This is a genomic window from Pantoea jilinensis, assembly GCF_019104105.1.
Classification (GTDB): domain Bacteria; phylum Pseudomonadota; class Gammaproteobacteria; order Enterobacterales; family Enterobacteriaceae; genus Pantoea; species Pantoea eucalypti.
Window position 1 is genome coordinate 585,917 of the sequence record NZ_CP077746.1, and the last position, 25,471, is coordinate 611,387.

General features: G+C 56.1%; 20 protein-coding genes. 9 read left to right on the forward strand and 11 right to left on the reverse strand.

From position 1 onward, the window contains the following. Nucleotides 1-43: 43 nt before the first annotated feature. The 4 genes from mzrA to KTJ90_RS02865 all read right to left on the reverse strand — a co-directional run bounded on the left by mzrA (nt 44) and on the right by KTJ90_RS02865 (nt 3,556). On the reverse strand, nt 44-391 hold the full coding sequence (mzrA, locus tag KTJ90_RS02850; RefSeq protein ID WP_003850221.1) for an EnvZ/OmpR regulon moderator MzrA: 348 nt from the start codon (nt 389-391) through the stop codon (nt 44-46). Then, nucleotides 391-1,065, reverse strand: coding sequence for a DedA family protein (locus tag KTJ90_RS02855; RefSeq protein ID WP_003850219.1), 675 nt, complete (start codon nt 1,063-1,065; stop codon nt 391-393). Before KTJ90_RS02855 ends, mzrA begins: the two co-directional genes overlap by 1 nt. A gap of 323 nt (nt 1,066-1,388) precedes the next feature. Then, entirely contained in the window at nt 1,389-2,165 is a 777-nt protein-coding gene (gene exuR / locus KTJ90_RS02860) for a transcriptional regulator ExuR (RefSeq protein WP_003850218.1), read from the reverse strand. 86 nt (nt 2,166-2,251) lie between these two features. Beyond that, nucleotides 2,252-3,556, reverse strand: a complete 1,305-nt coding sequence (locus KTJ90_RS02865; protein WP_003850215.1) for an MFS transporter — start codon at nt 3,554-3,556, stop codon at nt 2,252-2,254. Nucleotides 3,557-3,955: 399 nt separating this feature from the next. Here KTJ90_RS02865 and uxaC point away from each other — a divergent pair, with 399 nt between their 5' ends. Genes uxaC through KTJ90_RS02880 form a run of 3 tightly spaced genes read left to right on the forward strand, consistent with a single transcriptional unit; the run spans nt 3,956 to nt 8,317 of the window. Continuing rightward, nucleotides 3,956-5,371, forward strand: a complete 1,416-nt coding sequence (gene uxaC, locus KTJ90_RS02870; RefSeq protein ID WP_499025916.1) for a glucuronate isomerase — start codon at nt 3,956-3,958, stop codon at nt 5,369-5,371. A gap of 2 nt (nt 5,372-5,373) precedes the next feature. Next, complete coding sequence (locus tag KTJ90_RS02875; protein ID WP_499026437.1) at nt 5,374-6,822, forward strand: tagaturonate reductase; 1,449 nt, start codon at nt 5,374-5,376, stop codon at nt 6,820-6,822. A gap of 4 nt (nt 6,823-6,826) precedes the next feature. Further along, nucleotides 6,827-8,317, forward strand: coding sequence for a UxaA family hydrolase (locus KTJ90_RS02880; RefSeq protein WP_499025917.1), 1,491 nt, complete (start codon nt 6,827-6,829; stop codon nt 8,315-8,317). A gap of 186 nt (nt 8,318-8,503) precedes the next feature. Here KTJ90_RS02880 and sstT read toward each other — a convergent pair whose 3' ends face one another. The 3 genes from sstT to KTJ90_RS02895 all read right to left on the reverse strand — a co-directional run bounded on the left by sstT (nt 8,504) and on the right by KTJ90_RS02895 (nt 12,182). Continuing rightward, the gene (gene sstT, locus KTJ90_RS02885) at nt 8,504-9,736 is read right to left on the reverse strand and encodes a serine/threonine transporter SstT (protein WP_008925765.1); all 1,233 of its coding nucleotides are present in this window, start codon (nt 9,734-9,736) and stop codon (nt 8,504-8,506) included. 235 nt (nt 9,737-9,971) lie between these two features. Further along, nucleotides 9,972-10,940 (reverse strand): TerC family protein, encoded by a 969-nt coding sequence (locus KTJ90_RS02890; RefSeq protein WP_003850208.1) that lies wholly within the window; start codon nt 10,938-10,940, stop codon nt 9,972-9,974. A 255-nt stretch (nt 10,941-11,195) separates the two neighbouring features. Continuing rightward, a complete protein-coding gene (locus KTJ90_RS02895) occupies nt 11,196-12,182 on the reverse strand; it encodes a Gfo/Idh/MocA family protein (RefSeq protein WP_140915760.1) in 987 nt (328 codons plus the stop codon). Nucleotides 12,183-12,328: 146 nt separating this feature from the next. Here KTJ90_RS02895 and KTJ90_RS02900 point away from each other — a divergent pair, with 146 nt between their 5' ends. Next, nucleotides 12,329-14,017 carry a chloride channel protein gene (locus KTJ90_RS02900; RefSeq protein ID WP_008925762.1) on the forward strand — a complete coding sequence of 563 codons (1,689 nt, stop codon included), beginning with the start codon at nt 12,329-12,331 and terminating at the stop codon, nt 14,015-14,017. Here the strand turns inward: KTJ90_RS02900 and KTJ90_RS02905 are convergent. Then, nucleotides 14,014-14,517 (reverse strand): M48 metallopeptidase family protein, encoded by a 504-nt coding sequence (locus KTJ90_RS02905; RefSeq protein ID WP_140034118.1) that lies wholly within the window; start codon nt 14,515-14,517, stop codon nt 14,014-14,016. The genes KTJ90_RS02900 and KTJ90_RS02905 overlap by 4 nt on opposite strands. A gap of 83 nt (nt 14,518-14,600) precedes the next feature. Here KTJ90_RS02905 and rlmG point away from each other — a divergent pair, with 83 nt between their 5' ends. Beyond that, on the forward strand, nt 14,601-15,719 hold the full coding sequence (rlmG, locus tag KTJ90_RS02910) for a 23S rRNA (guanine(1835)-N(2))-methyltransferase RlmG (RefSeq protein ID WP_497817157.1): 1,119 nt from the start codon (nt 14,601-14,603) through the stop codon (nt 15,717-15,719). Here the strand turns inward: rlmG and KTJ90_RS02915 are convergent, their stop codons facing one another. Further along, complete coding sequence (locus KTJ90_RS02915; protein WP_140034116.1) at nt 15,720-17,738, reverse strand: NADPH-dependent 2,4-dienoyl-CoA reductase; 2,019 nt, start codon at nt 17,736-17,738, stop codon at nt 15,720-15,722. A 200-nt stretch (nt 17,739-17,938) separates the two neighbouring features. Further along, a complete protein-coding gene (locus KTJ90_RS02920) occupies nt 17,939-18,646 on the reverse strand; it encodes a purine nucleoside phosphorylase YfiH/LACC1 family protein (protein WP_140034115.1) in 708 nt (235 codons plus the stop codon). Nucleotides 18,647-18,752: 106 nt separating this feature from the next. Here KTJ90_RS02920 and KTJ90_RS02925 point away from each other — a divergent pair, with 106 nt between their 5' ends. The 4 genes from KTJ90_RS02925 to KTJ90_RS02940 all read left to right on the forward strand — a co-directional run bounded on the left by KTJ90_RS02925 (nt 18,753) and on the right by KTJ90_RS02940 (nt 23,929). Further along, a complete protein-coding gene (locus KTJ90_RS02925) occupies nt 18,753-19,562 on the forward strand; it encodes a 5'-nucleotidase, lipoprotein e(P4) family (RefSeq protein ID WP_140034136.1) in 810 nt (269 codons plus the stop codon). Nucleotides 19,563-20,131: 569 nt separating this feature from the next. After that, nucleotides 20,132-20,767 carry a carbonic anhydrase gene (locus tag KTJ90_RS02930; RefSeq protein WP_008925756.1) on the forward strand — a complete coding sequence of 212 codons (636 nt, stop codon included), beginning with the start codon at nt 20,132-20,134 and terminating at the stop codon, nt 20,765-20,767. Further along, complete coding sequence (locus KTJ90_RS02935; protein WP_003850186.1) at nt 20,764-22,239, forward strand: SulP family inorganic anion transporter; 1,476 nt, start codon at nt 20,764-20,766, stop codon at nt 22,237-22,239. Before KTJ90_RS02930 ends, KTJ90_RS02935 begins: the two co-directional genes overlap by 4 nt. A gap of 268 nt (nt 22,240-22,507) precedes the next feature. Further along, entirely contained in the window at nt 22,508-23,929 is a 1,422-nt protein-coding gene (locus KTJ90_RS02940; RefSeq protein ID WP_140034114.1) for a GGDEF domain-containing protein, read from the forward strand. A gap of 20 nt (nt 23,930-23,949) precedes the next feature. Here KTJ90_RS02940 and ddlA read toward each other — a convergent pair whose 3' ends face one another. Then, nucleotides 23,950-25,047, reverse strand: coding sequence for a D-alanine--D-alanine ligase family protein (gene ddlA, locus KTJ90_RS02945; protein WP_499025918.1), 1,098 nt, complete (start codon nt 25,045-25,047; stop codon nt 23,950-23,952). Between the last annotated feature and the right edge of the window lie 424 nt (nt 25,048-25,471).

Sequence of the window (25,471 nt, forward strand, 5' to 3'; positions counted from 1 at the left end):
GTCGCGGCATGCGGCAACGGTCTGAAAAAGAGGGAGAGGGGGATTACGCCAGCGAAAGGTGCTGAGAGTGATCGTGCTGCGCCACAATAAAGCCTTGTGGCAACAGGCGGCGCAACACCTTCTGTGCTGCCAGACTCTGTTCTTCGCTGTCAAAATGAATGATCAGCGCATCACCCGCGGGCGTTATGCTTTTGATACGAATACCTTGTGCGCTTAATTGCTGATAGAGATAAAAACCATCTGGCAGCGTTGCACCTGCATGAGAAACCCGAATCTGCACCACTGTCTCGTGCTTCATCAAAGGTGGGATCGCACAGAGCGCGACCAGCGCAAACGCGCCAGCAATCAACCACGGTAACCACCGTTTAGGAATAGCCTGCAGCAGTTTCATTACTCGGCTTTCCCGTTTTGATTCGCCTGTCGTTTACGCCATAACACCACCAGCGATCCCACCAGGCCAAATACCAGCAGCGCCAGTGGCAGCATCATCAGGAAAAACATCATCTCATCTTCGTAACGACGGAAAATCGGGGTTTTTCCCAGCGCGAAGCCGATTACGGTCAAAATTACCACCCACAGGAATGCACTTACCCAGTTAAAGAACTGAAAACGGGCATTGCTGAGGCCTGACAGCCCGGCAATGGTGGGCAGCAGCGTTCGGACAAAGGCGATAAAGCGACCAATCAGAAGGGCAGATAAGCCGTGACGGTGAAACATGCTGTGCGCGCGCAGGTGGTATTGGGCTGGCAGATGAGAGAGCCATTTCTGAACCGTGGGCGTATTACCCAGCCAGCGGCCTTGTATGTAGCTCACCCAGCAGCCCAGACTGGCGCCGGTCGTCAGAACCAGAATCGTTAAAGGGAAACTCATGGTGCCTTTGGCAATCAGTACGCCGACCAGAATCAGCAGACTGTCACCTGGCAGGAATGCGGCAGGAAGAAGGCCATTTTCTAAGAATAAAATCATGAACAACACGCCGTAAATGGCCCATACCAGCGTGGGATCGGAGAGAGTCTCATAGTCCTGTTGCCACAGGGCATGCAGCAACGCTTGCAAAATATCCATCAATCATTCCTGAACATCATTGTTAAACATGTCCCACAGGGACTTAAACGCAGACCGGCATTTCGTTATAAATTTTAGGCGCGCAGCCTGGGCGGGATTTTCCGGATCCTTCCAGAATCGATTGTTAAATCAGCAACTTTATAAACCCTTGTCGCAAAGGGTAATAAAAGGGCGATAACTGTAACAAAAATCGCCTGTCTGAGACAGTAAAACTCTCTTGCGAACAGGAGTTTTACCTTGTGAAACGCCCTGTAAAAAGGAGCTTTACATGACCTGACACTATTGCAGATTAACTGACCATCTCAGGCTGTTTTCAGGCGCTTTTAGCGGGCGTTATTGGACCCATCAGGCAGGATGACCGGATTCTCACCGAACATGTAACGATCCACGTTAAATTCAAAATCATCCGCCGTCGCGTTAAACAGCATCTGTTTAGTATTTTCCAGATGTTGCCACATCGCCAGTTTGCTGGCGGCGGGATCTTTACGCATCAGCGCTTTGAGGATCTGATCGTGGTCGTCGCACCAGCTGAGAATGCTGCGCTGGTCGATATGTTCATGAAGTTTGAGCCAGTAGGGATTGTGCAGGCGGTGCAGCCACATTTTTTCAACGATGGCGGCTAAAGCACTGTTCTGGGTGGATTGCGCGATGCGCACATGAAACTGCATGTCCCACTCGGAATCACGGAAGTGATCCTCCTGGCGGGCTTTTTCCTGAATCGCCATCAGGTCGATAATGTCCTGACGCGTGACCTGGGTGGCTGCGAACTCGGCCACGTTACTTTCAATGAGCTGGCGCGCCTGCAGTAGCTCAAACGGGCCAAAGGTGGCAAATTCCAGCTGGCTGCTGGTGGGGGCGATGCGATTCTGCTGCTGGCTGGCAATGACGTGAATACCCGATCCTTTACGGACCTCAACATAGCCTTCCACTTCCAGCATGATGATCGCTTCACGGACAACGGTGCGGCTCACTTCCATCTCTTCGGCAATCAGGCGTTCAGCAGGCAGTTTGTCGCCCACCGGATAGATTCCGGTTTCAATGCGGCTTTTGAGCTCGCTGGCAAGCTGTTGGTAGAGTCGACGGGATTCAGTGAGGTCCATAGCACAATCCTGGTAGCAGACAGATAAGTTGTTATACCACTTCAGGCGGTGCGAGGAAATGGGCTGGCTCGCGCCAGCCCGGCAAATCAATTGTGAACGGCGCTGGCTGGTGGAATCACCGTTTCCGCTTCCAGCTCTGAAATCGGTTTATTTTTCAGGACTGTCCAGATCACTGCGGCACCCAGCAGATCGAACACCGCCAGGGCAGCAAACAGCGGGCTGAAGCCCAGCGTATCGGCCAGGGCACCCACGACCAGCGCAAACATCGTGCTGGCGGTCCAGGCTGCCATGCCGGTCAGGCCGTTAGCCGTCGCGACTTCATTACGGCCGAAAACGTCTGACGACAGGGTAATGAGCGCACCTGAAAGGGCCTGATGCGCAAAGCCGCCGACGCACAGCAGACCAATGGCGACGTAAGGGCTGGTGAACAGGCCAATGGTGCCTGGCGCAATCATTAACAGCGCACCCATCGTCACCACCATTTTACGGGAAACGATCAGGTTAACGCCGAACCAGCGCTGAAACAGCGGCGGCAGATAGCCGCCCAGGATGCAGCCGAAGTCCGCGAACAGCATCGGCATCCAGGCGAACATCGCAATCTCTTTCAGATTGAAGCCGTACACCTTAAACATAAACAGCGGAATCCAGGCGTTGAAGGTTCCCCACGCCGGTTCTGCCAGAAAACGCGGCAGAGCAATGCCCCAGAACTGGCGGTTACGGATAATCTGCAGCGCCGACATTTTGCGGGTGTTGCCGGTCTGATGCTGCGCTTCCTGACCGGAGATAATGTAGTCGCGCTCTTCATCACTCAGCTTCTTCTGCTGTTTCGGATGTTTGTAAAACACCAGCCAGCAGAGTGCCCAGACCATGCTCAGCACACCGGTCATGATAAAGGCCATCTGCCAGCTGTGTGCCACGATTGCCCAGACCACCAGCGGCGGAGCCAGCATCGCACCGATAGATGAACCGACGTTGAAGTAGCCTACCGCGACCGAACGCTCTTTGGCCGGGAACCACTCACTACTCGCTTTGAGACCCGCCGGGATCATCGCCGCTTCAGCCGCACCGACGGCACCACGCGCCAGAGCAAGGCCGCCCCAGCTGCCTGCCATCGCCGTGGCGGCACAGAAGATTGCCCACAGCACAGCAAACACGGCGTAGCCGACTTTGGTGCCCAGCAGATCCAGCACATAACCCGCCACCGGTTGCATCAGCGTATAGCAGGCTGAATAGGCCGCAATGATGTATGAATACTGCTGCGTAGTGATATGCAGCTCTGTCATCAATGTCGGGGCCGCCACGGCGATGGTATTACGGGTCAGATACCCTAATACCGTACCGATCGTCACCAGTCCAATCATGTACCAGCGTAACCCTTTGATCTTACGCATCCTCTACCTCTTCCAGTTCTGTATGCGGTCTTGCCGCTGTTGTTATCTGGAGCGGGACAGCCCGTGATGCAGCTCTGCTCACGCCCGCAGGTTCTGTCTGAGCAACCCTGTTCTTACCTTGCCATTTGTGGGCCGCTAACGACCTCACGATAGGACGAGAGCCTAACTTGTTATACAACTTTAAAAGTTGAGAGCCATCACAAAAACCCTTTCTGCACTGTGGGATACTGGAAACCTGCGTAATGACAGCCATTTAGCGCGCTGCGGGCGACAAAAATGTCCATAACGGTAGCCAGACATCGCCGTTTATGTGAGCAGGATCGCAAATAAATCCGTAACGGACTAAAATTGGTATGATAACTTTGGGCCATCAGTGGTTCAGTAGATGAGGAAGCATGTATGTCACGTTTCATGACCGAGGATTTTTTGCTGGATAGTGAATTCGCCCGCCGTCTCTATCACGACTACGCGAAGGATCAGCCGATTTTCGACTATCACTGCCACTTACCGCCGCAGCAGATTGCCGAAAATTATCGCTTTGCCAATCTTTATGACATCTGGCTGAAGGGCGATCACTACAAGTGGCGGGCAATGCGCGCCAACGGTGTGGCTGAGGCGTTCTGTACCGGCAACGCCAGCGATCGTGAAAAGTTTGACGCCTGGGCGCGTACCGTGCCGCACACCATCGGCAACCCGCTCTATCACTGGACCCATCTGGAATTACGCCGGCCTTTCGGCATTACCGACACGCTGCTTTCTGAGAAAACGGCTGACAGCATCTGGCATCGCTGCAATGAACTGCTGGCGCAGGATAGCTTCACCACGCGTGGCATCATGCAGCAGATGAAGGTGAAGATGGTCGGCACCACAGACGATCCGCTGGATGACCTGCGCCATCACCGCGCGCTGGCAGACGACACCAGTTTCAGCGTTAAAGTGCTGCCAAGCTGGCGTCCGGACAAAGCCTTTAATATCGAAGCCGACACCTTCCTGCCGTGGATTGAGACGCTGGAACAACTGACCGACATCAGCGTGCAGCGTTTTGACGATCTGCGCAGCGCACTGTATCAGCGGCTGGATCACTTTGCGGCGCATGGCTGTAAAGTCTCGGATCACGCGCTGGATGTGGTCTGTTATGCCGAGGCGGACGACGCCACGCTGGATGTGATTCTGGCGCGCCGTCGCAGCGGTACAGCACCGAATCCGCACGAAATGGCGCAGTTCAAAACGGCGGTACTGGTCTGGCTGGGCAGCGAATATGCCCGCCGTGGCTGGGTACAGCAGTATCACATTGGCGCACTGCGCAATACCAACCCACGCCAGTACCAGTTGCTGGGGCCGGATGTGGGCTTTGACTCCATTAACGACCAGCCGCTGGCTGAACCGCTGGCCCGCCTGCTGGGCGCACAGAACCTTAATAATGCGCTGCCGAAAACCATCCTCTATTGCCTGAATCCGCGCGATAACGAAGTACTGGCGACGATGGCAGGCAACTTCCAGGGTGAAGGTCAGGCGGGGAAAATGCAGTTTGGTTCCGCCTGGTGGTTCAATGACCAGCTGGACGGTATGCAGCGTCAGATGACCCAGCTGGCGCAGATTGGCCTGCTGAGCCGCTTCGTCGGGATGCTGACCGACAGCCGCAGCTTCCTCTCTTACACCCGCCACGAATATTTCCGCCGGTTGCTGTGCCAGATGATTGGCCGCTGGGTAGAGCAGGGTGAAGCGCCAGCCGATGAAGCGCTGTTAGGCCAGATGGTTCAGAACATCTGCTTCAACAATGCCCGCGATTACTTCGGCATCGAGCTGGGAGCCTGATGATGAAAAGGCTAAACCGCCACGACTTCCCGGGCGCACGCTATCGCGACCGGGTGATTCAGTTCGGCGAAGGTAACTTCCTGCGCGCCTTTATTGACTGGCAGATTGACTGGCTGAATGAACATCAGGGCACCGATGCCGGAATTGTGGTGGTGCGGCCGCGCAACCGTGAAGTCAGCGACAGCCTGAATCAGCAGGATGGCCTCTACACCACGCTGATCCGCGGACTCAACGATCAGGGCGAGCAGGTCAGTGAAACCCGGCTGATCCGCAGCCTCAACCGTGAGATCCAGCCCTGGCAGCAGTTCGGTGAATTTTTGGCGCTGGCCCGGAATCCCGACCTGCGCATGGTTTTCTCCAACACCACTGAGGCGGGCATCGCCTTTGTTGGCACGGATCAGCTCACCGATCAGCCCGCCAGCAGCTTCCCCGGCAAACTGACGCAGCTGCTGTGGGCGCGCTATTCCCATTTCAATGGCGCCAGCGATCGTGGCTGGCTGGTGGTGCCGTGTGAGCTGATTGACCATAACGGCGACGCGTTGCGCGATCTGGTGCTGCGTTACGCCGATCACTGGCATCTGCCATCCGAATTTAAAACCTGGGTTCATGAGCACTGTGCTTTCTATAACACCCTGGTTGACCGCATCGTTACCGGCTTTCCGGCGGAAAGCGAGCAGTTGCAACGTGAACTGGGTTATGAAGATCGCTATCTGGTGGCGGGCGAAGTCTACTACCAGTTTGTGATTCAGGGGCCGTCGGCGCTGTTCAGTGAACTGAAACTGGCGGCGCTGTCGCCACAGGTGCGTCATGTGGATGACATTGCGCCCTATAAAGCGCAGAAAGTGGCGATCCTCAATGGCGCACACACCGCGATGGTGCCGGTGGCGTTTCTGGCCGGTCTTGAAAGTGTCGGGGAGGCGATGGCCGATCCGGCGATTGCCGGATTTGTGGATAACCTGCTGCGTCATGAAGTGATCCCGACGCTGGATCTGCCAGCCGATGAACTGCACGCCTTTGCTGATGCGGTACAACGCCGCTTCCGCAATCCGTTCATTCGCCATGCGCTGCTGTCGATTGCGCTTAATGGCATGACCAAGTTTCGCACCCGTCTGTTGACGCCACTGCTTGCCGCGCATCAGCAAACGGGCAACTGGCCGACACACATCACTTTTGCGCTGGCGGCGCTGATCGCCTTTTATCGCGGCGAGTCAGCCGGTAAAAGCTGGCCATTACAGGATGAGCCGCAGTGGTTACAGCACTACGCCGACGCCTGGAAAGCACTTGATGCGGATCAGCTGTCACCGCAACAGCTGGTGCACGGCGTGCTTAGCGACGCGCAACACTGGGGCGAAGATTTAACCCGTCAGCCCGGACTGGCTACGGTTGTCACCCAACACCTGCAAAATATCATCGCCCACGGAATGCGTGAGGCGCTGAGCCAACTGAGATAACGCTATGCAAGACGCAATTAAAATTGATCCCCGCGACAATGTCGCCGTGGCGTTACGTGACTTAGAGGCGGGCGCCACCATAGAGCTGCCACCACTGAGTGTGTCGGTGCAACAGGCGGTCGGGTGCGGGCATAAATTTGCCCTGCATCCTATCGCCCAGGATGAGCTGGTGATCAAGTATGGGTTGCCGATTGCCCATGCCACCCAGCCTGTGGCCGCCGGTGAGTTAATCCATTCGCAGAACGCCCGCACCAATCTCAGCGATCTGGATGAATATGCGTATCAGCCTGAGTTCGTGACCTTACCGCCGCAGCCGGGTGATCGTGAGGTACAGATCTATCGTCGTGCTAACGGCGAAGTCGGCATCCGCAATGAGCTGTGGATCCTGCCGACCGTCGGCTGTGTAAACGGCATTGCGCGTCAGATCCTGCAGCGTTTCCTGAAAGAGACACAGGAGGCCGAAGGAATCGATGGCGCATTCCTGTTCAGCCACACCTTCGGCTGTTCGCAACTGGGGCAGGACCACGAAAATACCCGCACCATGCTGCAGAATATGGTGCGCCACCCTAATGCGGGTGCGGTGCTGGTGATTGGTCTCGGTTGTGAAAACAATCAGGTCGATGTTTTCCGTGAGACCCTCGGCGCGTTTGAAAGCGACCGGGTCGAATTTATGGTGTGCCAGCAGCATGATGATGAGGTTGAAGCCGGGCTGGAGCGCCTGCATGCCTTGTATGAAAAAATGCGGCATGACCGGCGTGAACCAGGCAAACTCAGCGAGCTGAAGTTTGGTCTGGAGTGCGGCGGTTCGGACGGTTTGTCTGGCATCACGGCCAACCCGTTACTGGGGCGTTTCTCGGACCAGATGATCGCTAATGGCGGCACGACCGTGCTGACTGAAGTGCCAGAAATGTTTGGCGCAGAGCGGATTCTGATGAGTCGCTGTCGCGACGAAGAGACCTTCGGCAAAACAGTAGCCATGATCAATGACTTCAAGCAGTACTTTATCGATCACCAGCAGCCCATCTACGAGAATCCGTCGCCGGGCAATAAAGCAGGCGGCATCACCACGCTGGAAGAGAAGTCACTGGGCTGTACTCAGAAAGCGGGGCAGAGCCAGGTCGTCGATGTGCTGAAGTATGGCGAGCGGTTAAAAACGCCTGGTCTCAATCTGCTGAGTGCGCCAGGCAATGATGCCGTCGCTACCAGTGCGCTGGCGGGCGCCGGTTGCCACATGGTGCTGTTCAGTACCGGACGCGGCACGCCATATGGCGGTTTTGTGCCAACAGTGAAGCTGGCGACCAACACGCCGCTGGCGGAGAAGAAACCGCACTGGATCGACTTTAATGCCGGACGGTTGATCGAGGGCATGAGCATGGATGCGCTGCTGGAAGATTTTGTCGACAGCATTGTGGCGATTGCCAGCGGTCAGCCGACCAACAACGAGAAGAACGACTTCCGCGAGCTGGCGATTTTCAAAAGTGGTGTGACGCTCTAAAACCAAACGCGATCTTGTTCTTTCAGATAGCTCAAAAGCTCAGAGAGCGGGTAGCAGAGTCCGAAGAGCAAAGCGTCCCGCGCCAGGGAAGGCGCGGGCCGAGCGTGCAGGGATGCGTAAAGCGACTTTGCGATCGGACTCTGCCATCCGCGAAGAGCACAGGATTAACAGACGGTAATAACTATCTTAAGCCCGGCTGGCTTCGCGCTCTGCTTCTGCCTGACAGACGGCGGCAGTAAACAGAATATCAGTAGAGGAATTCAGCGCGGTTTCCGCCGAATCCTGCAGTACGCCGATAATAAAGCCGACCGCCACCACCTGCATCGCCAGGTCATTCGGAATGCCGAACATATTGCAGGCTACCGGAATCAGCAGCAGCGAACCGCCCGCCACGCCCGATGCACCACAAGCGCAGAGTGACGCCACCAGACTCAGCAGAATCGCCGTCGGCACATCAATGCTGATCCCCAGCGTATGCACCGCCGCCAGCGTCAGCACGGTAATCGTGATCGACGCACCCGCCATACTGATGGTTGCGCCCAGAGGAATCGACACCGAATAGGTATCCTCATCCAGATCCAGACGTTTCGCCAGCGCCATATTCACCGGAATGTTGGCAGCAGAACTGCGGGTAAAGAAGGCAGTGACGCCACTTTCACGCAGGCAGGTGAAGACCAGTGGATAAGGGTTACGGCGGATTTTAGAGAACACCAGCATCGGGTTCACCACCAGTGCCATCAGCAGCATACAGCCGATCAACAGCGCCAGCAGATGCGCATATTGCCACAGTGCCCCAAAGCCGGTTGAAGCCAGAATCGATGCCACCAGACCGAAAATACCGACTGGCGCGCAGCGGATGACGCAGCGTACCAGCCAGGTTACGGCATGAGACGCATCATTCAGCAAGGCGCGGGTGCTGTCACTGCTGTGACGGAACGCCAGCCCCAGGCCAATGGCCCACACCAGAATGCCAATATAGTTAGCCTGCATCAGCGCGGTGATTGGGTTGGCGACCATGCTCATCAGCAGCCCATGGAGCACTTCGGTGATGCCGGAAGGAGGAACGATTTCCGTTGTGCCTGCCGCCAGTGTAAGTGTCTGCGGAACCAGATGGCTGAAGACCACCGCGACCACCGCCGCGAAAAAGGTGCTCAGCAGATAGAGCATGATAATTGGCCGGATATTACTTTTCTGGCCCTGCTGGTGGTTGGCAATCGAGGCGATCACCAGCATCAGTACCAGCAATGGCGCGACCGCTTTCAGCGCACTGACAAACAGTTCACCCAGCAGACCGACTGCCAGCGCGGCATCGTGTGAAATCCAGGCGAGCGCCACACCAGCGATCAGCCCAATCAAGATTTGCTTCACCAGGCTTCCGGCGAGCAGCGTGCCCAGACGTGCGGAGAAAGTTTTCTGCATAATATTTTCTGTATTTTGTCGCGGATGTAGTTTCAGACGCGATGTTTTACATCGGCTAAAACGGTTTGCCCGGCGGAGTATAAGGAAAACATCAGATGAGAAAAGAGAAAGTTCTGTCAGTGTGGCGCAGGTCAGATTTTAATTATGCTGAATAGTGGAAGTGTGACAGAGGGATGAAATGGCACGACAGTCTGTCGCAAAATAAAACAGGGGCATACGCTGCCCCTGCAGGTAATTATGGTGCGATCTTTTTCTGATCTCTTTTGCGGTTAACCCAGGCATTAATCAGCAGGGTTGAGGCCAGAATGGCGCCGACCACACCCAGTGAGATACCAACCGGGATATGGTACAGGTCCACAATCAGCATCTTAAAGCCGATAAACACCAGCACAATCGCCAGACCATACTTCAGCATCGAGAAGCGTTCTGCCACGTTTGCCAGCAGGAAGTACATGGCACGCAAGCCCAGGATAGCGAACAGGTTTGAGGTCAGCACGATGAACGGGTCGGTGGTTACGGCGAAAATGGCCGGGATACTGTCGACGGCAAAGATCACATCGCTGAGTTCCACCATGATTAGCACCAGCAGCAGCGGGGTCGCAAACAGCACGCCGTTTTTGCGGGTAAAGAACTTCTCGCCGTCGAGATCATCGGTCATGCGTAAATGCTTACGCAACCAGCGCACCACCGGTTTGTCACCCACTGCACCGTCATCCTCTTTCGCCAGCGCCATCTTCACACCGGTAAACAGCAGGAAGGCACCGAACACATAGAGGATCCAGCTGAACTGGGTGACCAGCCAGCTACCGGCAAAGATCATGATAGTACGCAGCACGATAGCGCCTAACACACCGTAGATCAGTACACGGCGCTGCAGGTTAGCCGGAATAGAGAAGTAGCTGAACAGCATCAGCCAGACGAAGACGTTATCTACCGCCAGCGCTTTTTCCAGAACGTAGCCGGTCAGGAAGGCGAGCGTCTGGGTGTTAGCGACTTCACGTCCCACGCTGCCCTCCAGATACCACCAGAAAGCGGCGCTAAACAGCAGTGAGACGGAAACCCAGATCAGCGACCAGACAGCCGCCTGTTTGAAAGACATGGTCTGCGCGCCGCGGCGTCCCTGCAACAGCAGGTCGATAGCCAGCATGATAAGCACCACAACCGCAAAGCTGCCCCAGAGTAAAGGCGTACCCACAGTTTGCATATTCGTATCCTGTCTTAAAAAGAAAAAAACGGCTGAAGTCAGAAGACGTCAGCCGCTTATTTTTGTGTAAGCAAACCTCGCCTTCCGGCAAGGTCTCACTTACAACACAGAAATCGATTCCGGGTTGCCTGATGACCGGATGCTTTCGCAACGTAGTGACGATCAATCAGCTTACAAGTTACTCCCCTTTGCAGGAGAGTAAGTTACGTTTTAGCCGCACAGGAAGCAACCTATCCCAGACATATTTAGAAATATTTACACAGCAGCCTGATCGGCCGGGAAGATAACACCGGTCTGGCGGCGGATTTCGGTCAGAAGCGCGGCGGTAATCCGCGAAACCTCCAGTCCGGGATGGTCCACCTGACGCTGCTCAACCAGCCGGGCAAACGCGGCCGCTTCATATAGCATGGTGTTGATATGCTGTGGCTCACTCAGCGCCTGCTTTTCAGCACCACGAGGAATAAAGTTCAGCTTCTGGCACTCCGAAAGCTTCTCAATGACCAGCGTACCCGCTTCACCCTGAATTTCGCTGGGCAGTGAAGAGTCACTCACCTTGGAATGCAGAATCGTCACGTCGAAATCGCCGTAGCTCAGCACCACCACACCATGGGCATCCACGCCGCTCGCCAGCAACGTCGCGGTGGCCTGCACACGGTCTGGCTCGCCCCATAGTGCTACTGCCGATGCCAGGCAGTAATAACCGATATCCATGACTGAGCCATTCGACCAGCGGGGATCAAAGGTATTAGGGTTCTCGCCGTTGAGATAACGCGGATAACGTGAGGAGTACTGGCAGTAATTCAGCAGGGCTTTTCGCAGTGTACCCACGTCTGGCAGCGCCTGCTTCAGCCGCTGGAAGTTTGGCAGGCTGGCGGTTTTAAACGCCTCGAACAGCACCACCTGATGCTCACGGGCGCAGGCGATCATCTGCTCCACTTCCGCCAGGTTAGAGGCCAGCGGTTTTTCGCAAATCACATGCTTGCCGTGCGACATAAACAGCAGCGCCTGCTGGCAGTGCAGGGCATTGGGGCTGGCAAGATAGACCGCGTCGATCTCCGGGCAGGCGGCCAAGGCATCCAGTGAGGTAAAGGTCTGTTTGCAGGGATAATCAGCAATAAAGGCGTCGGCCTGCTGCTGACTGCGTGAGTAGACCGCACAGAGCTTCATCGCTCCGGTTTCATGGGCGGCATCAATAAACTGGCGTGTAATCCAGTTTGTTCCCACAATGGCAAAACGAATCACGTCATCTCTCCGGCAGCGTTAAAGCGGCAGAGTAACATCTCCCCGAGGCGGTGCAAGGGGGCCGGGTACGCAAGGATTGATCCTGCGATCCGCATTCCAATAATATGCTGAAGCCATGATATTCAGGCATCAACCAGGGAGCGAAGGTGAAAGCAAGTAAGCACGCATTAAACTGGACCACACTACTGATCGCCATTCCGGTCGGGTGTGCGGCGTCGCTGGTGACGCTGGCTTTTCGCGGCGTGATAGAACTGATCAACCATCTGCTCTTTGCCCGCAGTGGCGAAATTACCGAATCCCTGCATCTCTGGCCGTGGATCTTCTGGCCGCTGCTGGTGGGGGCGGGCGGGGTGCTGGCGGGCTATTTTTTGCGTTATGCGGTCGCCATTGAGCAACAGCAGACGGTGAAAACGGATTATCTTGAAGTGATCAACGCCCGACTCGATGCGGTACCGACGCGAACCTCGCTGTTCCGTGCCTTATCGTCGATTGCCAGTATCGGCAGCGGTGCTTCGATCGGTAAAGAGGGGCCGATGGTGCAGCTTTCGGCGCTGTGCGGCAGTGCGATTGGCCGCCTGTTACCGGCCTCACTGAACCTGAAAAACAGTGACGTGGTGGCGATGGCGGCTGCGGCGGGCCTGGCGTCGGTCTATCATGCGCCGCTGGCCTCGGCGATTTTTGTGGCGGAGATTGCGTTTGGTATTTCTGCGTTGCAGCGGCTGATCCCTCTGATTATCGCGTCGGCGACAGCGGTGATGACCATGTGGACGCTGGGCTTCCGCAGCGCGCTCTATCCACTGGCAGACGCAAACTTCGCCATGGATCTCAGCAGCCTGTTGATGACGGTGGTCATTGGTTTGAGCGCCGGTCTGGCGGGCTGGCTTCTGATTAAATGCATCGCCCGCAGCAAAGTGTTGTTCAGCGGCATCGCTTCTCTGCCCTTGCGCCTGGGCGCGGGTGGATTCGCCGTCGGCTTACTGGCGCTGATCTCTACTGATATTCTCGGCAACGGCTACGAAGTCATCGTCAAAGTCATGGCAGGCGACTATCTGCTGCCGGGATTACTGCTGTTGCTGGTGCTGAAAACCCTCGCCACCAGCCTGTCTGTGGGGTCGAACGCTGTCGGCGGACTCTTTACGCCTTCGCTGCTGATAGGCGCGCTGCTTGGGGTGATTATCGCGATGATCGGGGCGGCGCTGCATTTGCCGCTGGGCAATGTGCTGCTTTATGCCGCGATTGGCATGGCAGCGGTGCTGGCGGCGGTCAGTCAGGCGCCATTGATGGCGATGCTGATGGTGCTGGAGATGACGCTGAATAGCAGCCTGCTGTTTCCGCTGATGATAGCAACAGTGCTGGCGTCGATGGTGGTTTATCGCCTGCAATCCGCCAGTACGTATCCAGTGGTGAGTCATCACTTCAGCCGTTCAGAAGCGAAATACGATTTCGATAACATGCGCATTGCTGAGCTGATCATTCCTGGTGCGGCGTTGCAGCCTGAGGAGTCAGTGGGGCAGGCGCTGGCAGTCAGCTCGCTAAAACGTGAACGCTACGTCTATGTGATCAACGCTGCAGGGGCATTCCTTGGCGTAGTGTCGATTCATGAGATCTCACGGCGGGTGCTGGCGCAGGAGATAACCCTCGACTCCCCGGTGCAGTGCGTCATGGATCAGGATTTCCCGGTGGTCTTTCAGAATCAGAGCATGCGTGAGGGATGGGAGGCGTTTGCCGCGGTCACGCTGGAGCGTCTGCCGGTGCTGAATAATCCTCAGGAGCGACGCTTTCTGGGGGCGCTGACTAAAACCAGCCTGATTCAGAAAGCGCAGGAGTTTCTTTAAGCCGCATTGCCGCGCATCGCCTGGTCAGTCATCCACAGGCGTGCGTCAAATTCGAGCTGGTGGTAATCCGGCTCCATATGGCAGCAGAGATGGTAAAACGCTTTATCGTGGTCTTTCTCTTTCAGGTGGGCCAGCTCATGCACCACGATCATCCGCAGAAATGGCTCAGGGGCGAGGCGGAAAAAGGTTGAGATACGGATTTCCGCTTTCGCCTTGAGTTTGCCGCCCTGAATCCGCGAGATAGCCGTGTGCAGTCCAAGTGCATGCTTCATCACCTTGATCTTGTTATCCCACATCACTTTGCTGATTGGCGGCGCGTTGCGCATATAGCGGTTTTTCAGCGCCTGCGTGTAGTCATACAGCGCCTTATCACTCATCACGTCGTGGGTGTCAGGATAGCGTTCCTGCAGAAATGCACCTAAGCGCTGGTGGGCGATTAGCGTCTGGACCTGCTCAAGAAGAGGGGCAGGATAACCCTGAAGGTAGATCAGTGAGGACATTAGGGATTCCTGGCGAAAGACAGTATACTGCGCCCCCGATTTTGGGGCGAAAATCAATCAAAGTGTACCACGCCGGAGAATTCATGAGCCAACTTGAACTGAACGATCGCACACTGATCCTGCATCGCTTCCCGCAGATGCGTGACGAAAGTCCATTACAAGCCTGGGATGCGGCTGATGAATACCTGTTACAGCAGGCGCTGCCAGAAGGACCCGTGCTGATCTTCAACGACAGCTTCGGGGCGTTAACCTGCGCCCTGAATCCGCGCACTGTCTGGCACGTCAGCGACTCCTGGCTGAGCCAGCAGGCCGCCCGCCAAAATCTGAGCTTCAATGAGATGGATGACAGCAACGTGCACTTTGTTGATAGCCTGGCTGAGCTGCCCGCGGCTCCGGCGGCGGTGCTGATTAAAGTGCCTAAAACGCTGGCGCTGCTGGAGCATCAGCTGCGTGCCATTCGTGAAGTCGTCACGCCAGATACGGTGATTGTGGCGGCGGCGCGCGCCAAAGAGATTCACAACTCGACTCTGCAGCTGTTCGAACAGATCATCGGTGAAACCAAAACCTCACTGGCCTGGAAAAAAGCGCGCCTGATCTACAGCCAGTTCAGTCAGCCTGAACTGCGTGAGGCCACGCCGACGCTGGTCTGGCCGCTGGATGGCACCCCTTATCAGATCCACAACTACGCTAACGTCTTCTCGCGTTCTTCGCTGGATATCGGCGCACGGCTGTTTGTGCAGCATCTGCCTGAAAATATTGAAGGTGAGATTGTCGATCTGGGCTGTGGCAACGGTGTGGTAGGGCTGGTGGCGCTGGAGCAGAATCCGCAGGCCGAGGTGCATTTCCTTGATGAGTCTTATATGGCGGTCGCCTCCAGCAAGCGGAACGTGGAAGTAAACCGTCCTGATGACCTGTCGCGCTGTCAGTTCCTGGTCAATAACGTGCTGAGCGGCTATCCATCAGATCGGCTGCACGCGGTGCTGTGCAACCCGCCATTCCATCAGCAGCACGCTGTTACCGATCATCTGGCATGGCAGATGTTCCGCGATGCGAAACGCTGCCTTCAGTATGGCGGCGAGTTGCGCATTGTCGGCAACCGCCACCTCGATTATCACCACAAGCTGAAGAAGTTGTTCGGCAACTGTACGCTGATCGCCTCAAACCAGAAGTTTGTGGTGCTGCGCGCGGTGAAAATGCGCTAGTCAGATCGTCAAAGCGAGTTGCGTTGCCTGCGCAATCGCGCGGCGCGCATCCAGTTCCTCCGCGACATCTGCGCCGCCTATTACGGTTACCACCTGTCCTTTTGCACGCAGCGCGGCTTCCAGTTCGCGCTGCGGCTCCTGTCCGGCACAGATAATCACGTTATCGACCTCCAGCAGCAGCGTTTCACCGTTACGCCTCAGGTGCAGGCCGCTGTCATCAATGGCCAGATATTCAATGCCGCCCCACATCTCCACGCCGCGCGCCTGAAGGCTGGTGCGATGAATCCAGCCGGTCGTTTTTGCCAGCCTGGCACCCGGTTTCCCTGATCGGCGCTGCAATAGCCAGATTTGCCGTGATGCGGCAGGCGGCTGTGGGGCAACCAGGCCGCCGCGCTGTGTCAGGCTGTGGTCGATGCCCCATTCTGTGTAAAACGCCGCCAGATCCTCGTCATGCGACGGCTGAGACAGATACTCCGCCACATCAAAGCCAATCCCACCCGCGCCAATAATCGCCACCCGTTTACCCACCGGGCGCTTATCGCGCAGCACCTCCAGATAACTCAGCACACTGGGGTGATCGATGCCGGGAATAGCCGGTGTACGCGGCTTAATGCCGGTCGCCAGCACCACCTCATCGGCGTCACTCAGCTGATCGGGCGTGACCCGACAGCCCGTCTGAACCGTCACGCCTGCGGCCGCCAGCTGATAGCGGAAATAACGCAGCGTTTCACTGAACTCAGATTTGCCGGGGATCTGCCGGGCAATATTGAACTGACCGCCAATCCCGGGCGCGGCCTCATAGAGCGTCACCTGATGTCCGCGCTGCGCCGCCTGCAGGGCAAACGCCATTCCGGCCGGGCCGGCACCCACCACTGCCAGTCTGCGTGGTGCGGTGCTGGCGATGACCGGCATCAGCGACTCATGGCAGGCGCGGGGATTGACCAGGCAGGAGGTGATTTTACCAGCGAACACCTGGTCGAGGCAGGCCTGATTACAGGCGATGCAGGTGTTGATGCTGTCCGGTTCGCCGCGCTGCGCTTTGCTGACAAAGGCGGGGTCGGCGAGGAAAGGGCGTGCCATCGACACCATATCGGCACAGCCCGACTGCAGCAGCGCCTCAGCGACAGCGGGATGGTTAATACGGTTGGTGGCGATCACCGGCACCGAAACGTGGGCACGCAGGCGCTGCGTCACCCAGGCAAAGGCCGCGCGCGGCACGCAGGTGGCGATGGTCGGGATGCGCGCTTCGTGCCAGCCGATGCCGGTATTGAACAGCGTGACGCCGCACTGCTCCAGCTCGCCCGCCAGCAACAGGGTCTCCTCCAGCGAACTGCCTTCTTCGATCAGGTCGAGCATTGATAGCCGGAAGATAATGATAAAGGCGTCACCGGTTGCGGCGCGAACACCACGGGTAATTGCCAGCGCGAACTGCATCCGTTGCCGGAAGTCGCCGCCCCAGCGGTCGGTGCGCTGATTGGTGTGTTTCACCAGAAACTGATTAATCAGGTAGCCTTCGGACCCCATGATCTCCACACCATCGTAACCTGCCTGCTGGGCCAGCCGGGCGCAGCGGGCGAAGTCATCAATGGTCTGTTCAATCGCCGCCTCGCTCATCGCCTGTGGCGTAAACGGGTTAATCGGTGCCTGACGGGCGGAGGGCGCGACCAGATCGGGCTGATAGCTGTAACGACCGGTATGCAGGATCTGCAGGGCGATTTTGCCCTGATGCTGATGCACCGCTTCTGTGATTTGTCGATGCCAGCTGCATTGTGCTTCGTCGGTGAGCATCGCGCCATGCGCGGTGGTAACACCCTGCGCATTGGGGGCGATGCCGCCGGTGACAATCAGCGCTACGCCTTCCCGTGCCCGCTCGCCGTAGAACGCCGCCAGCCGGGCTGCGCCATCCGGATGCTCTTCCAGGCCGGTATGCATCGACCCCATCAGAAAGCGGTTTTTCAGGCGGGTAAAGCCAAGATCCAGCGGCGTAAACAGCGCAGGATAATCAGGATTGACGGACATGGTAGTCACTCACAGCAAAGTGGTCGGATGAGTTTACTCTAGCCACTTCTGCATTAAAAAAAAGTGAAAGAATGTCAGGGTGTGAGTGAAATCATAAACATCGGCAGGTGAGCAGGGCGAGCGTGCGCAGGGAACCCGGGCCTTAAGCCACACGGCCATCCGTGGCGTGCGTGGCTTTTAATGTTTTGGCTCTGAAACCGTTAACGCCGCCGGATCCACGAATAGCGCGAGCGATAGCCGCTGCTATGGTGGGTATTGAAGCGGTAGCTGGAACCGCTCTCGGCCATGCAATAGGTGCAGACATTAACGTTGTCGATCTGCGCGGCCGGCACACCCGCGTTGACCAGCAGCTGCGTCGCCAGTGCGGGCAGATCGAACCAGACACCCTGCTGATGGGCTGCGGCCTGTGGACGTTGTGCTTGTGGGTTCACCGGTTGATTCCGGTGCCAGCGTAACCCGCTGGCAAACGCTGGGTTCTGCGCAATCTCCGCCAGCTGCGGTTCGGCCAGCTCATAGCAGCAGGGGCCCATCGCCGGGCCAATCGCCACCACCAGATCCTGTGGGTTGCAGCCCTGATCGCCCAGTTTTTCTACCGCGCGGGTCAGCACACCCGCCAGCGTACCCTTAAGTCCGGCATGCACCGCCGCCACGATCCGCTGTTGGCGGTCGGCGAACAGCACCGGCAGACAATCGGCGGTGTAGACCGCCACCGGTCGCGTTCCGCTGCCGATCACGCCATCGGACTCACAGCTTTTGGGCGGAATGTTCTCACTATCGGTGACCACGGTTGCGCTGTGGCGCTGATGTCCATAGGCGGCATCGGCGGGAGGTGGCTCACCGGCTGGCTGAAACGCATAATCGAGCCACTCCAGCGAATCGAGCAACGGCGAGCGCGGGATCACGGCCATAAGAATCTCCTGTTATAACAGCGTGCATTGGGCTGCCAACAGCTTACGTTAACTGCTACATTTTTGAAGCTTCTCCTCAGACCTTTCTCACCTTAAGGATGAAATGATGAAAACCTCCGCAAAACTCGCAGCATCCGGACTGGTCGCGCTGCTCCTGACCGGCTGCGCCTCGTCGGCACATCAGACCGCGCAACAGCAACTCGGTCAGCAATCGGTGCTGGCTGTAAACTGGTTCCAGCAGTCTGGCGAATATCAGGCGCTGACCTGGCAGGCGTTTAACACCGCGCGCATGGCATTTGATCAGGCACCGTCGCTGACCGGCAAACCCAAAGCGGTGATTGTCGATCTGGATGAAACCATGCTGGATAACAGCGCCTACAGCGCGTGGCAGGCGAAAAACGGCCAGCCGTTCAGCAGCAAAACCTGGTCAGCCTGGACGCAGGCGCGTCAGGCGAAAGCGGTGCCGGGCGCGGTTGAGTTCGCGCGTCATGTGACAGAGAATGGCGGCACGCTGTTTTATGTGTCGAACCGCGATCAGAAAGATTACGCTGCCACGGTCGCCAATATGCAGCAGCTCGGCTTCCCTGACGTCAGCGATAAAACGGTACGTCTGAATACCGACAGCTCCAATAAGCAGGCACGTTTCGATGCCATCAAAAATGCGGGCTATAACGTGGTGCTTTACGTCGGCGATAACCTCAACGATTTTGGTGGGGCGACCTGGCATAAAGGGAATCAGACGCGTCGCGATTTCGTGAATCTTAATCATCAGCAGTTCGGGACGCAGTTTATCGTGTTACCTAATCCACTCTACGGCGACTGGGAGAGCGGAATGGCGGAAAACTACAATAAGCTGACCCCGGAACAGCAGTTGTCGGTGCGTGAATCACGTCTGCAGAGCTGGAACGGTAAATAATTCGTCAAGAAAAAGAGCCTGCTCGTTCAGGCTCTGTTTATTATTGGTCCTTATTTACTTACTGTCGTCACTATTTTCCTGCAAATTAAATTAATCATCTCTTGCTCCCTTCTTAACTCAATACAGGTATATCTGACTGGCTTATACCCATTAAGCCGGTTGATTGTGCTAATGGTTAATTTTTTAATTAAGAGGATTCCTGGTGAAATGAGCGCTGGCTGGTATGGTGCTGAAAAACCCCTTTGTTAATGCTTGTATTTATTTGTCAGCATTAACTTTAGTTAATTTTCTAACTACATGTTTTTGATTCATTAAAAATGAATTCTGGCTTTTCCCTTTCGTCTTTGCTGCTTAATTAAATTTACGTAACCCTGACTCTTACTGACGGCAAATTGACAAAACCCGTGAGAACAAAGCGTTGTGAAATATTGCCCGTGCATTGGGAATGGTTAGCGTCTATAACCTTTTTCTGTGATTCAGTTCTTATTTCCCTGGCGGCTCATGCTTTATTTGTGTGCCGACACATGTTGTGGTTAGCCAGGATGCGACATCCCGGTAGTAGAGAGAAGATGATTGTGACGACACTTAAACCCTTATTAGCGAAAAATCGCAGTTGGGCCTTGCAGCGCCGCCAGCGTAATCCGGATTATTTTAAAAAATTCCTTCATCAGCAAAAGCCGCACTCACTCTGGATAGGTTGCTCTGATAGTCGCGTTCCGGCTGAGGTATTAACCGGCTCCCATCCTGGCGAACTCTTTGTACATCGTAATATCGCCAACATGGTGATTGAGGACGACGACAATTTGCTGAGCGTACTGCAATACGCGCTCTTCTTTCTCGGTGTGAAACGCATTGTCCTTAGCGGCCACTATGGCTGTGGCGGCGTAGAAGCCGCGCAAAACCTGCCGGGCAGCGTGCTGGACGGACAGGAAAGCGCGCTGGCGAGACGTATTCAGACGCTGCGAAATGATATTCAGCAGGGGCTGGCAGAAAGCCCGGCCTCAGACGTGGCGCCGGGTGAACAGCTTGATCGGCTGGTTGAGGCCAACGTGAAGGCGCAATTCGCCAGACTGGTGAAATCTGAACCGGTCCGGCAAATCTGGCAATCGGGCCAGGAACTGGAGGTGTTTGGTTGTGTTTATGACCTGCGCTCCGGTCATCTCAAAGAACTGATTCATCAATCTGCAGAGGAACCTTCATTATGAACCTCGATACCCTGCGTCGCGATATTCCGGCGGGTCTGGTGGTGTTTCTGGTCGCCTTACCGCTCTGTCTTGGCATCGCACAGGCCAGCGGATTACCGCCGTTTGCCGGTCTGCTGACGGGTGTGATTGGCGGTCTGGTCGTGACGTCGCTGAGTCCATCCCGATTTGCCGTCAGCGGCCCGGCAGCGGGCCTGGTCACTATCGTGGTCGCCTCAATGGCGTCGCTAGGCAGTTTCTCCGCGTTTCTCACTGCACTGATTATTGCCGGGGCGCTGCAATGCCTGTTTGGTCTGCTGCGTGCCGGACGGTTTATTTCGCTGGTGCCGGGCAGCGTCATCAAAGGGATGCTGGCGGCGATTGGTTTGCTGCTCATCATGCAGCAGATCCCGGTGGCACTGGGTGCCGCTGGCGATGCGGAGCTGGTGTCGCTGGTGACCGGCGAGATGACCTTCTCGCTGCCCGCCATCCTGGTAGCGGGTGTCGGTCTGGCCATTTTATGTCTCTGGACCACCGCACCGGTTAAACGGATCAAAGCGCTGGCCTGGATCCCCGGCCCGCTGATAGCCGTGCTCATCGGCTGCCTGGCTACCGTGATGGGTGGGAGGCTGTTTCCTGAGATGACGCAGGGTCTGGCTCGCATTTCGCTGCCCGCTTTTGACAGCGTCTCTGCGCTGGTGGCGGAGCTGGAAACGCCTGACTGGATGGCCTGGCAGAATCCGCAGGTCTGGGTGGTTGCGGTGACCTTAGCCCTGGTCGCCAGTCTGGAAACTCTGCTGAGCCAGGAGGCGCTGAAAAAACTGCGTCCTCAGACGCCCGCGCCGTCGCCCAACAAAGAGATGTTCGCGCAGGGTATTGGTAACCTGGCGGCCGGTTTCCTTGGGGCGATGCCGATCACGGCGGTGATTGTGCGCAGTTCAGTGAACGTCAGTGCGGGTGCGCAGACCAAATTGTCGATTTTCATTCACGGTGTACTGCTGCTGATTTGCGGCATGTGGTTCAGCGAGATGCTGAATGCCATTCCGCTGGCCAGCCTCGCTGCCGTACTGCTCTATACCGGTTATAAACTGGCGACACCGCGACTGTTCGTTGAGCAGTTCCGGATGGGCGCGCAGCAGTACGTGCCGTTTCTGGCCACCATCATCGGGATTATCACGCTGGGTATGCTGGTCGGTATTGGTATCGGTATCGCCACGCAGATCCTCTATAGCATCTATAAGAGTCATCGCAACGCGCTGCAGCTCACCCGCTATGATGACCACTATGTGCTGCGCTTTCAGCAGAACCTGACCTTTATGCATAATCCCAGGCTCCAGGGATTGCTGGATGAGATCCCGGAGAACAGCGTGGTCATCGTTGATAACGACAATGCGGAATATATCGATCCCGACGTCAAAGCGGTGCTGAAAGATTTTGGCGATAACGCTGATAAACGCGGCATTCGCCTGAGTCAGTGGCCGGTTGCGGTAAAATAGCGATAAACGCAACGGTAAAGTCGTTTGAGAGGCAAAAATCGGATATCTCGGATATCCGATTTTTTTATTTGCGAGGCATAATAAGTCCCCAATTTTTACTGTCATCTGATGGGGTTAGACTCTTCAGGGTCACTTTGCGGAGTCAGCCCAGGAAGGGCGGTTGACCGCCGGATGACAGTGAGAGTATCCAGGATTTAATCATTCTGACACCACGCGCCTGTGCAGGCTGACGTGGACAGCCAGCCTCTCTGCGACAAGGTCCGGATGTATGCGCATGCAGCTGTTTGAAGAGCACAACGCTAAGAAGAACGCATTTTCGCTGTTTTTAGTGACGTTGTTATTTTGCTTTATCGGCGGACACCTGCGCATCCCACAGGAGCTGTCACTGTTCTGGCCAGTCAACGCGATCGTCACTGGCGTTATCGTCCGAAATCCTTATCTGCATCAGACCCGCTATTACCTGGCTACGTTTGCTGGCATGGTGTTTAACGACACTGTTTTTTCAGGCTGGGCGCTTTCTGCCTTCACGCTGAACCTGGCGAATCTTCTGTTTGTGCTGATAGCGGTTACGCTGCTGATAAAGCATCGTCAGAATGATTCCGGAAGGGAACGTATTATCAATGTGTTACGTATTTTCCCCGCCTGCCTGCTGGCCGCGTTAGCCTGTGCCAGCTGGGGGGCACTGGCACAGCAGGCTGATTTCACTGTCGGTCTGGCGATGGCCTGGGGTGAGTGGTTTAGTGAGCAGTTCTCTACCGGGCTCATGGTGCTGCCGTTTTTGCTGACGCGTGACTGGTCGTCGCTGTCGCCCCGCCAGTTTTTGCAGCTGCGCAAGCTGGCACCCGTTATCGCTCTGATCTTTTCGATGATCATTGGGGCAATAATGGGTGGCGCTGGTAGCCTGACGTTACCGGTTCCGGCGCTGGTGTGGTGTGCCATCGTGTTGCCGATGCCGCTGACCAGCCTGGTGATTCTGCTGAGCGGTATTGTCGAAATCATTCTGGTTTCGCACGGCGTAATGAACATTCAGGGCGATGATACCCTCCTGCCCGTCAGCCACCTGACCTCGGCGCGGCTGGGTGTGGCGACTATCGCAATTAGCCCGCTGATCGTGGCCGCGAGCATGGATGCCATTCGCCAGCTGAATCAACGGCTCGCGCTGCGCGCGAATTACGATTTCCTGACGCGGCTGCTGTCGCGTTCCGGCTTATATGAAAGCCTGCGTGCGGAGCCTATTTTCCCGGATCGTAAGGTGGGCGTGATCCTGCTGGATGTCGACTACTTCAAAGCGATTAATGATAATTTTGGTCATGACGCGGGTGACAGCGTGCTGGAAGAGATCGCTCGCCGGATGCAGCAGGTTATCGGTAAAGAGGGACGTGTCTGCCGGTTTGGCGGAGAGGAATTTGTGGTGGTGCTGTTCGACCAGAATCCCGCAAAGCTCTATTTTCTCGCCGAGAGCATCCGGCAGAAGATGGCGAAAGAGAAATTCTGGCTACAGGGCAGTACGGCTACCGTGACCGTCAGCCTGGGGCTGGCGCATAGCAGTGCCGGAGAAGCGACGGAGTGGCACCGCGTGATTAACCGGCTCATTTCGGCAGCGGATAAAAACCTCTATCTCTCGAAGCGCAATGGCCGTAATCAGACCTCACCCGTCAACTATTGCGGCATTTCCAGCGACGTGGCATAACGCCACGCCGCCGGAGCGGGTCAGCTGACGCTGCTTTTCAGCGTGCTGGCCTGCTGGTGGCGTTCAATCGCCAGGTCGATCAGACGGCTGATCAGATCCTGATAGCTGAGCCCGGCTGCCTGCCAGAGTTTCGGGTACATGCTGATGTTGGTAAAGCCGGGCAGGGTATTCACTTCATTGACGATAATTTCGCCGTCGTCAGTCAGGAACACATCGACGCGCGCCATGCCAAAGCACTCCAGCGCGGTAAAGGCCTTGATGGCGACGTCACGAATCGCATCGCTGGTTTCCGCTGCGATGGCCGCCGGGACCACCGTCTGTGCTCCGTTCTCAGAAATATATTTGGTGTCATACGAGTAGAAGGCGTCATGCACCACCACTTCGCCGCAGGGGCTGGCTTCAGGTGCATCGTTGCCCAGCACCGCGCACTCAATCTCCCGACCTTTTATCCCCTGTTCAATCAGTACTTTGCGGTCAAAGGAGAAAGCCAGTGCCAGCGCGGCATCAAACTCTTCAATGCTATCTACTTTGCTCACGCCCACTGAAGAACCCTGGTTGGCGGGTTTGATAAATAGCGGCAGTCCAAAGCGGGCAATCACGGCCTCTGGATCCAGATGGGCGCGTTGTGCCTGAGTGACGCTCAGCCACGGCGCGACGTTGAGGCCGGCATCGCGTAGCAGGCGTTTGGTGAAATCTTTGTCCATGCTCACCGCAGAACCCAGCACATCGGACCCGACGAACGGTAAAGAGGCCATACGTAGCAGACCCTGCAGAGAACCATCTTCACCCAGCGTACCGTGAACAATCGGGAAGATAACGTCGATTTGCGACAGTGGATGGGCGTTGTGACGGGTGATGATCTGCTGCTGCGTCTTGCCCGGCACCAGCGCCACATCTTCAGCGGCGTGATTCAGTGCGATCAGCGCCGGATTTTCAGCGTTAAGTAAGAAGTTGGACGCATCATTCAGACGCCAGTGTCCCTGTTTGTCGATGCCCAGCAACACCACGTCAAACCTGGTTTTGCCGATCGCCTCAAGGATATTTTTGGCCGACTGCAACGACACCTCATGCTCGGCCGACTTCCCGCCAAACACGATCCCTACCCGCAACTTTGTCATCTGTTTTGCCCACTGAAAAAATCAAAACCACAAGATAGCATGGGGTTTGCGCGCGGGAATAGGGCGGGGGGAGGGAATTGTGGGTGGGATGCAGGGGTCAGTTCGCCTGGTTATTGGTGTGGCGTTTAACCGGAGCCAGACATAGACGCGCATAGGACATATTAAATAGATTGAGTAGTTCGGGTGAGGAAAAACGTGATAATCATGTTTCTGCTAACACAGCTTAGAAATTTGGTGGCCCCTGCTGGGCTTGAACCAGCGACCAAGCGATTATGAGTCATATGAATAGCTTGTTTCATCATTTTCCATCTTTAATCATTCCCACCTTTTAAATAATAAAAATCAGTAAGTTATGTTTGTGTCTTCGTTTCATGTTGTTCCGGGTATTTGCTTTCAGTATCATCCTTACGTCACCTGCTACATC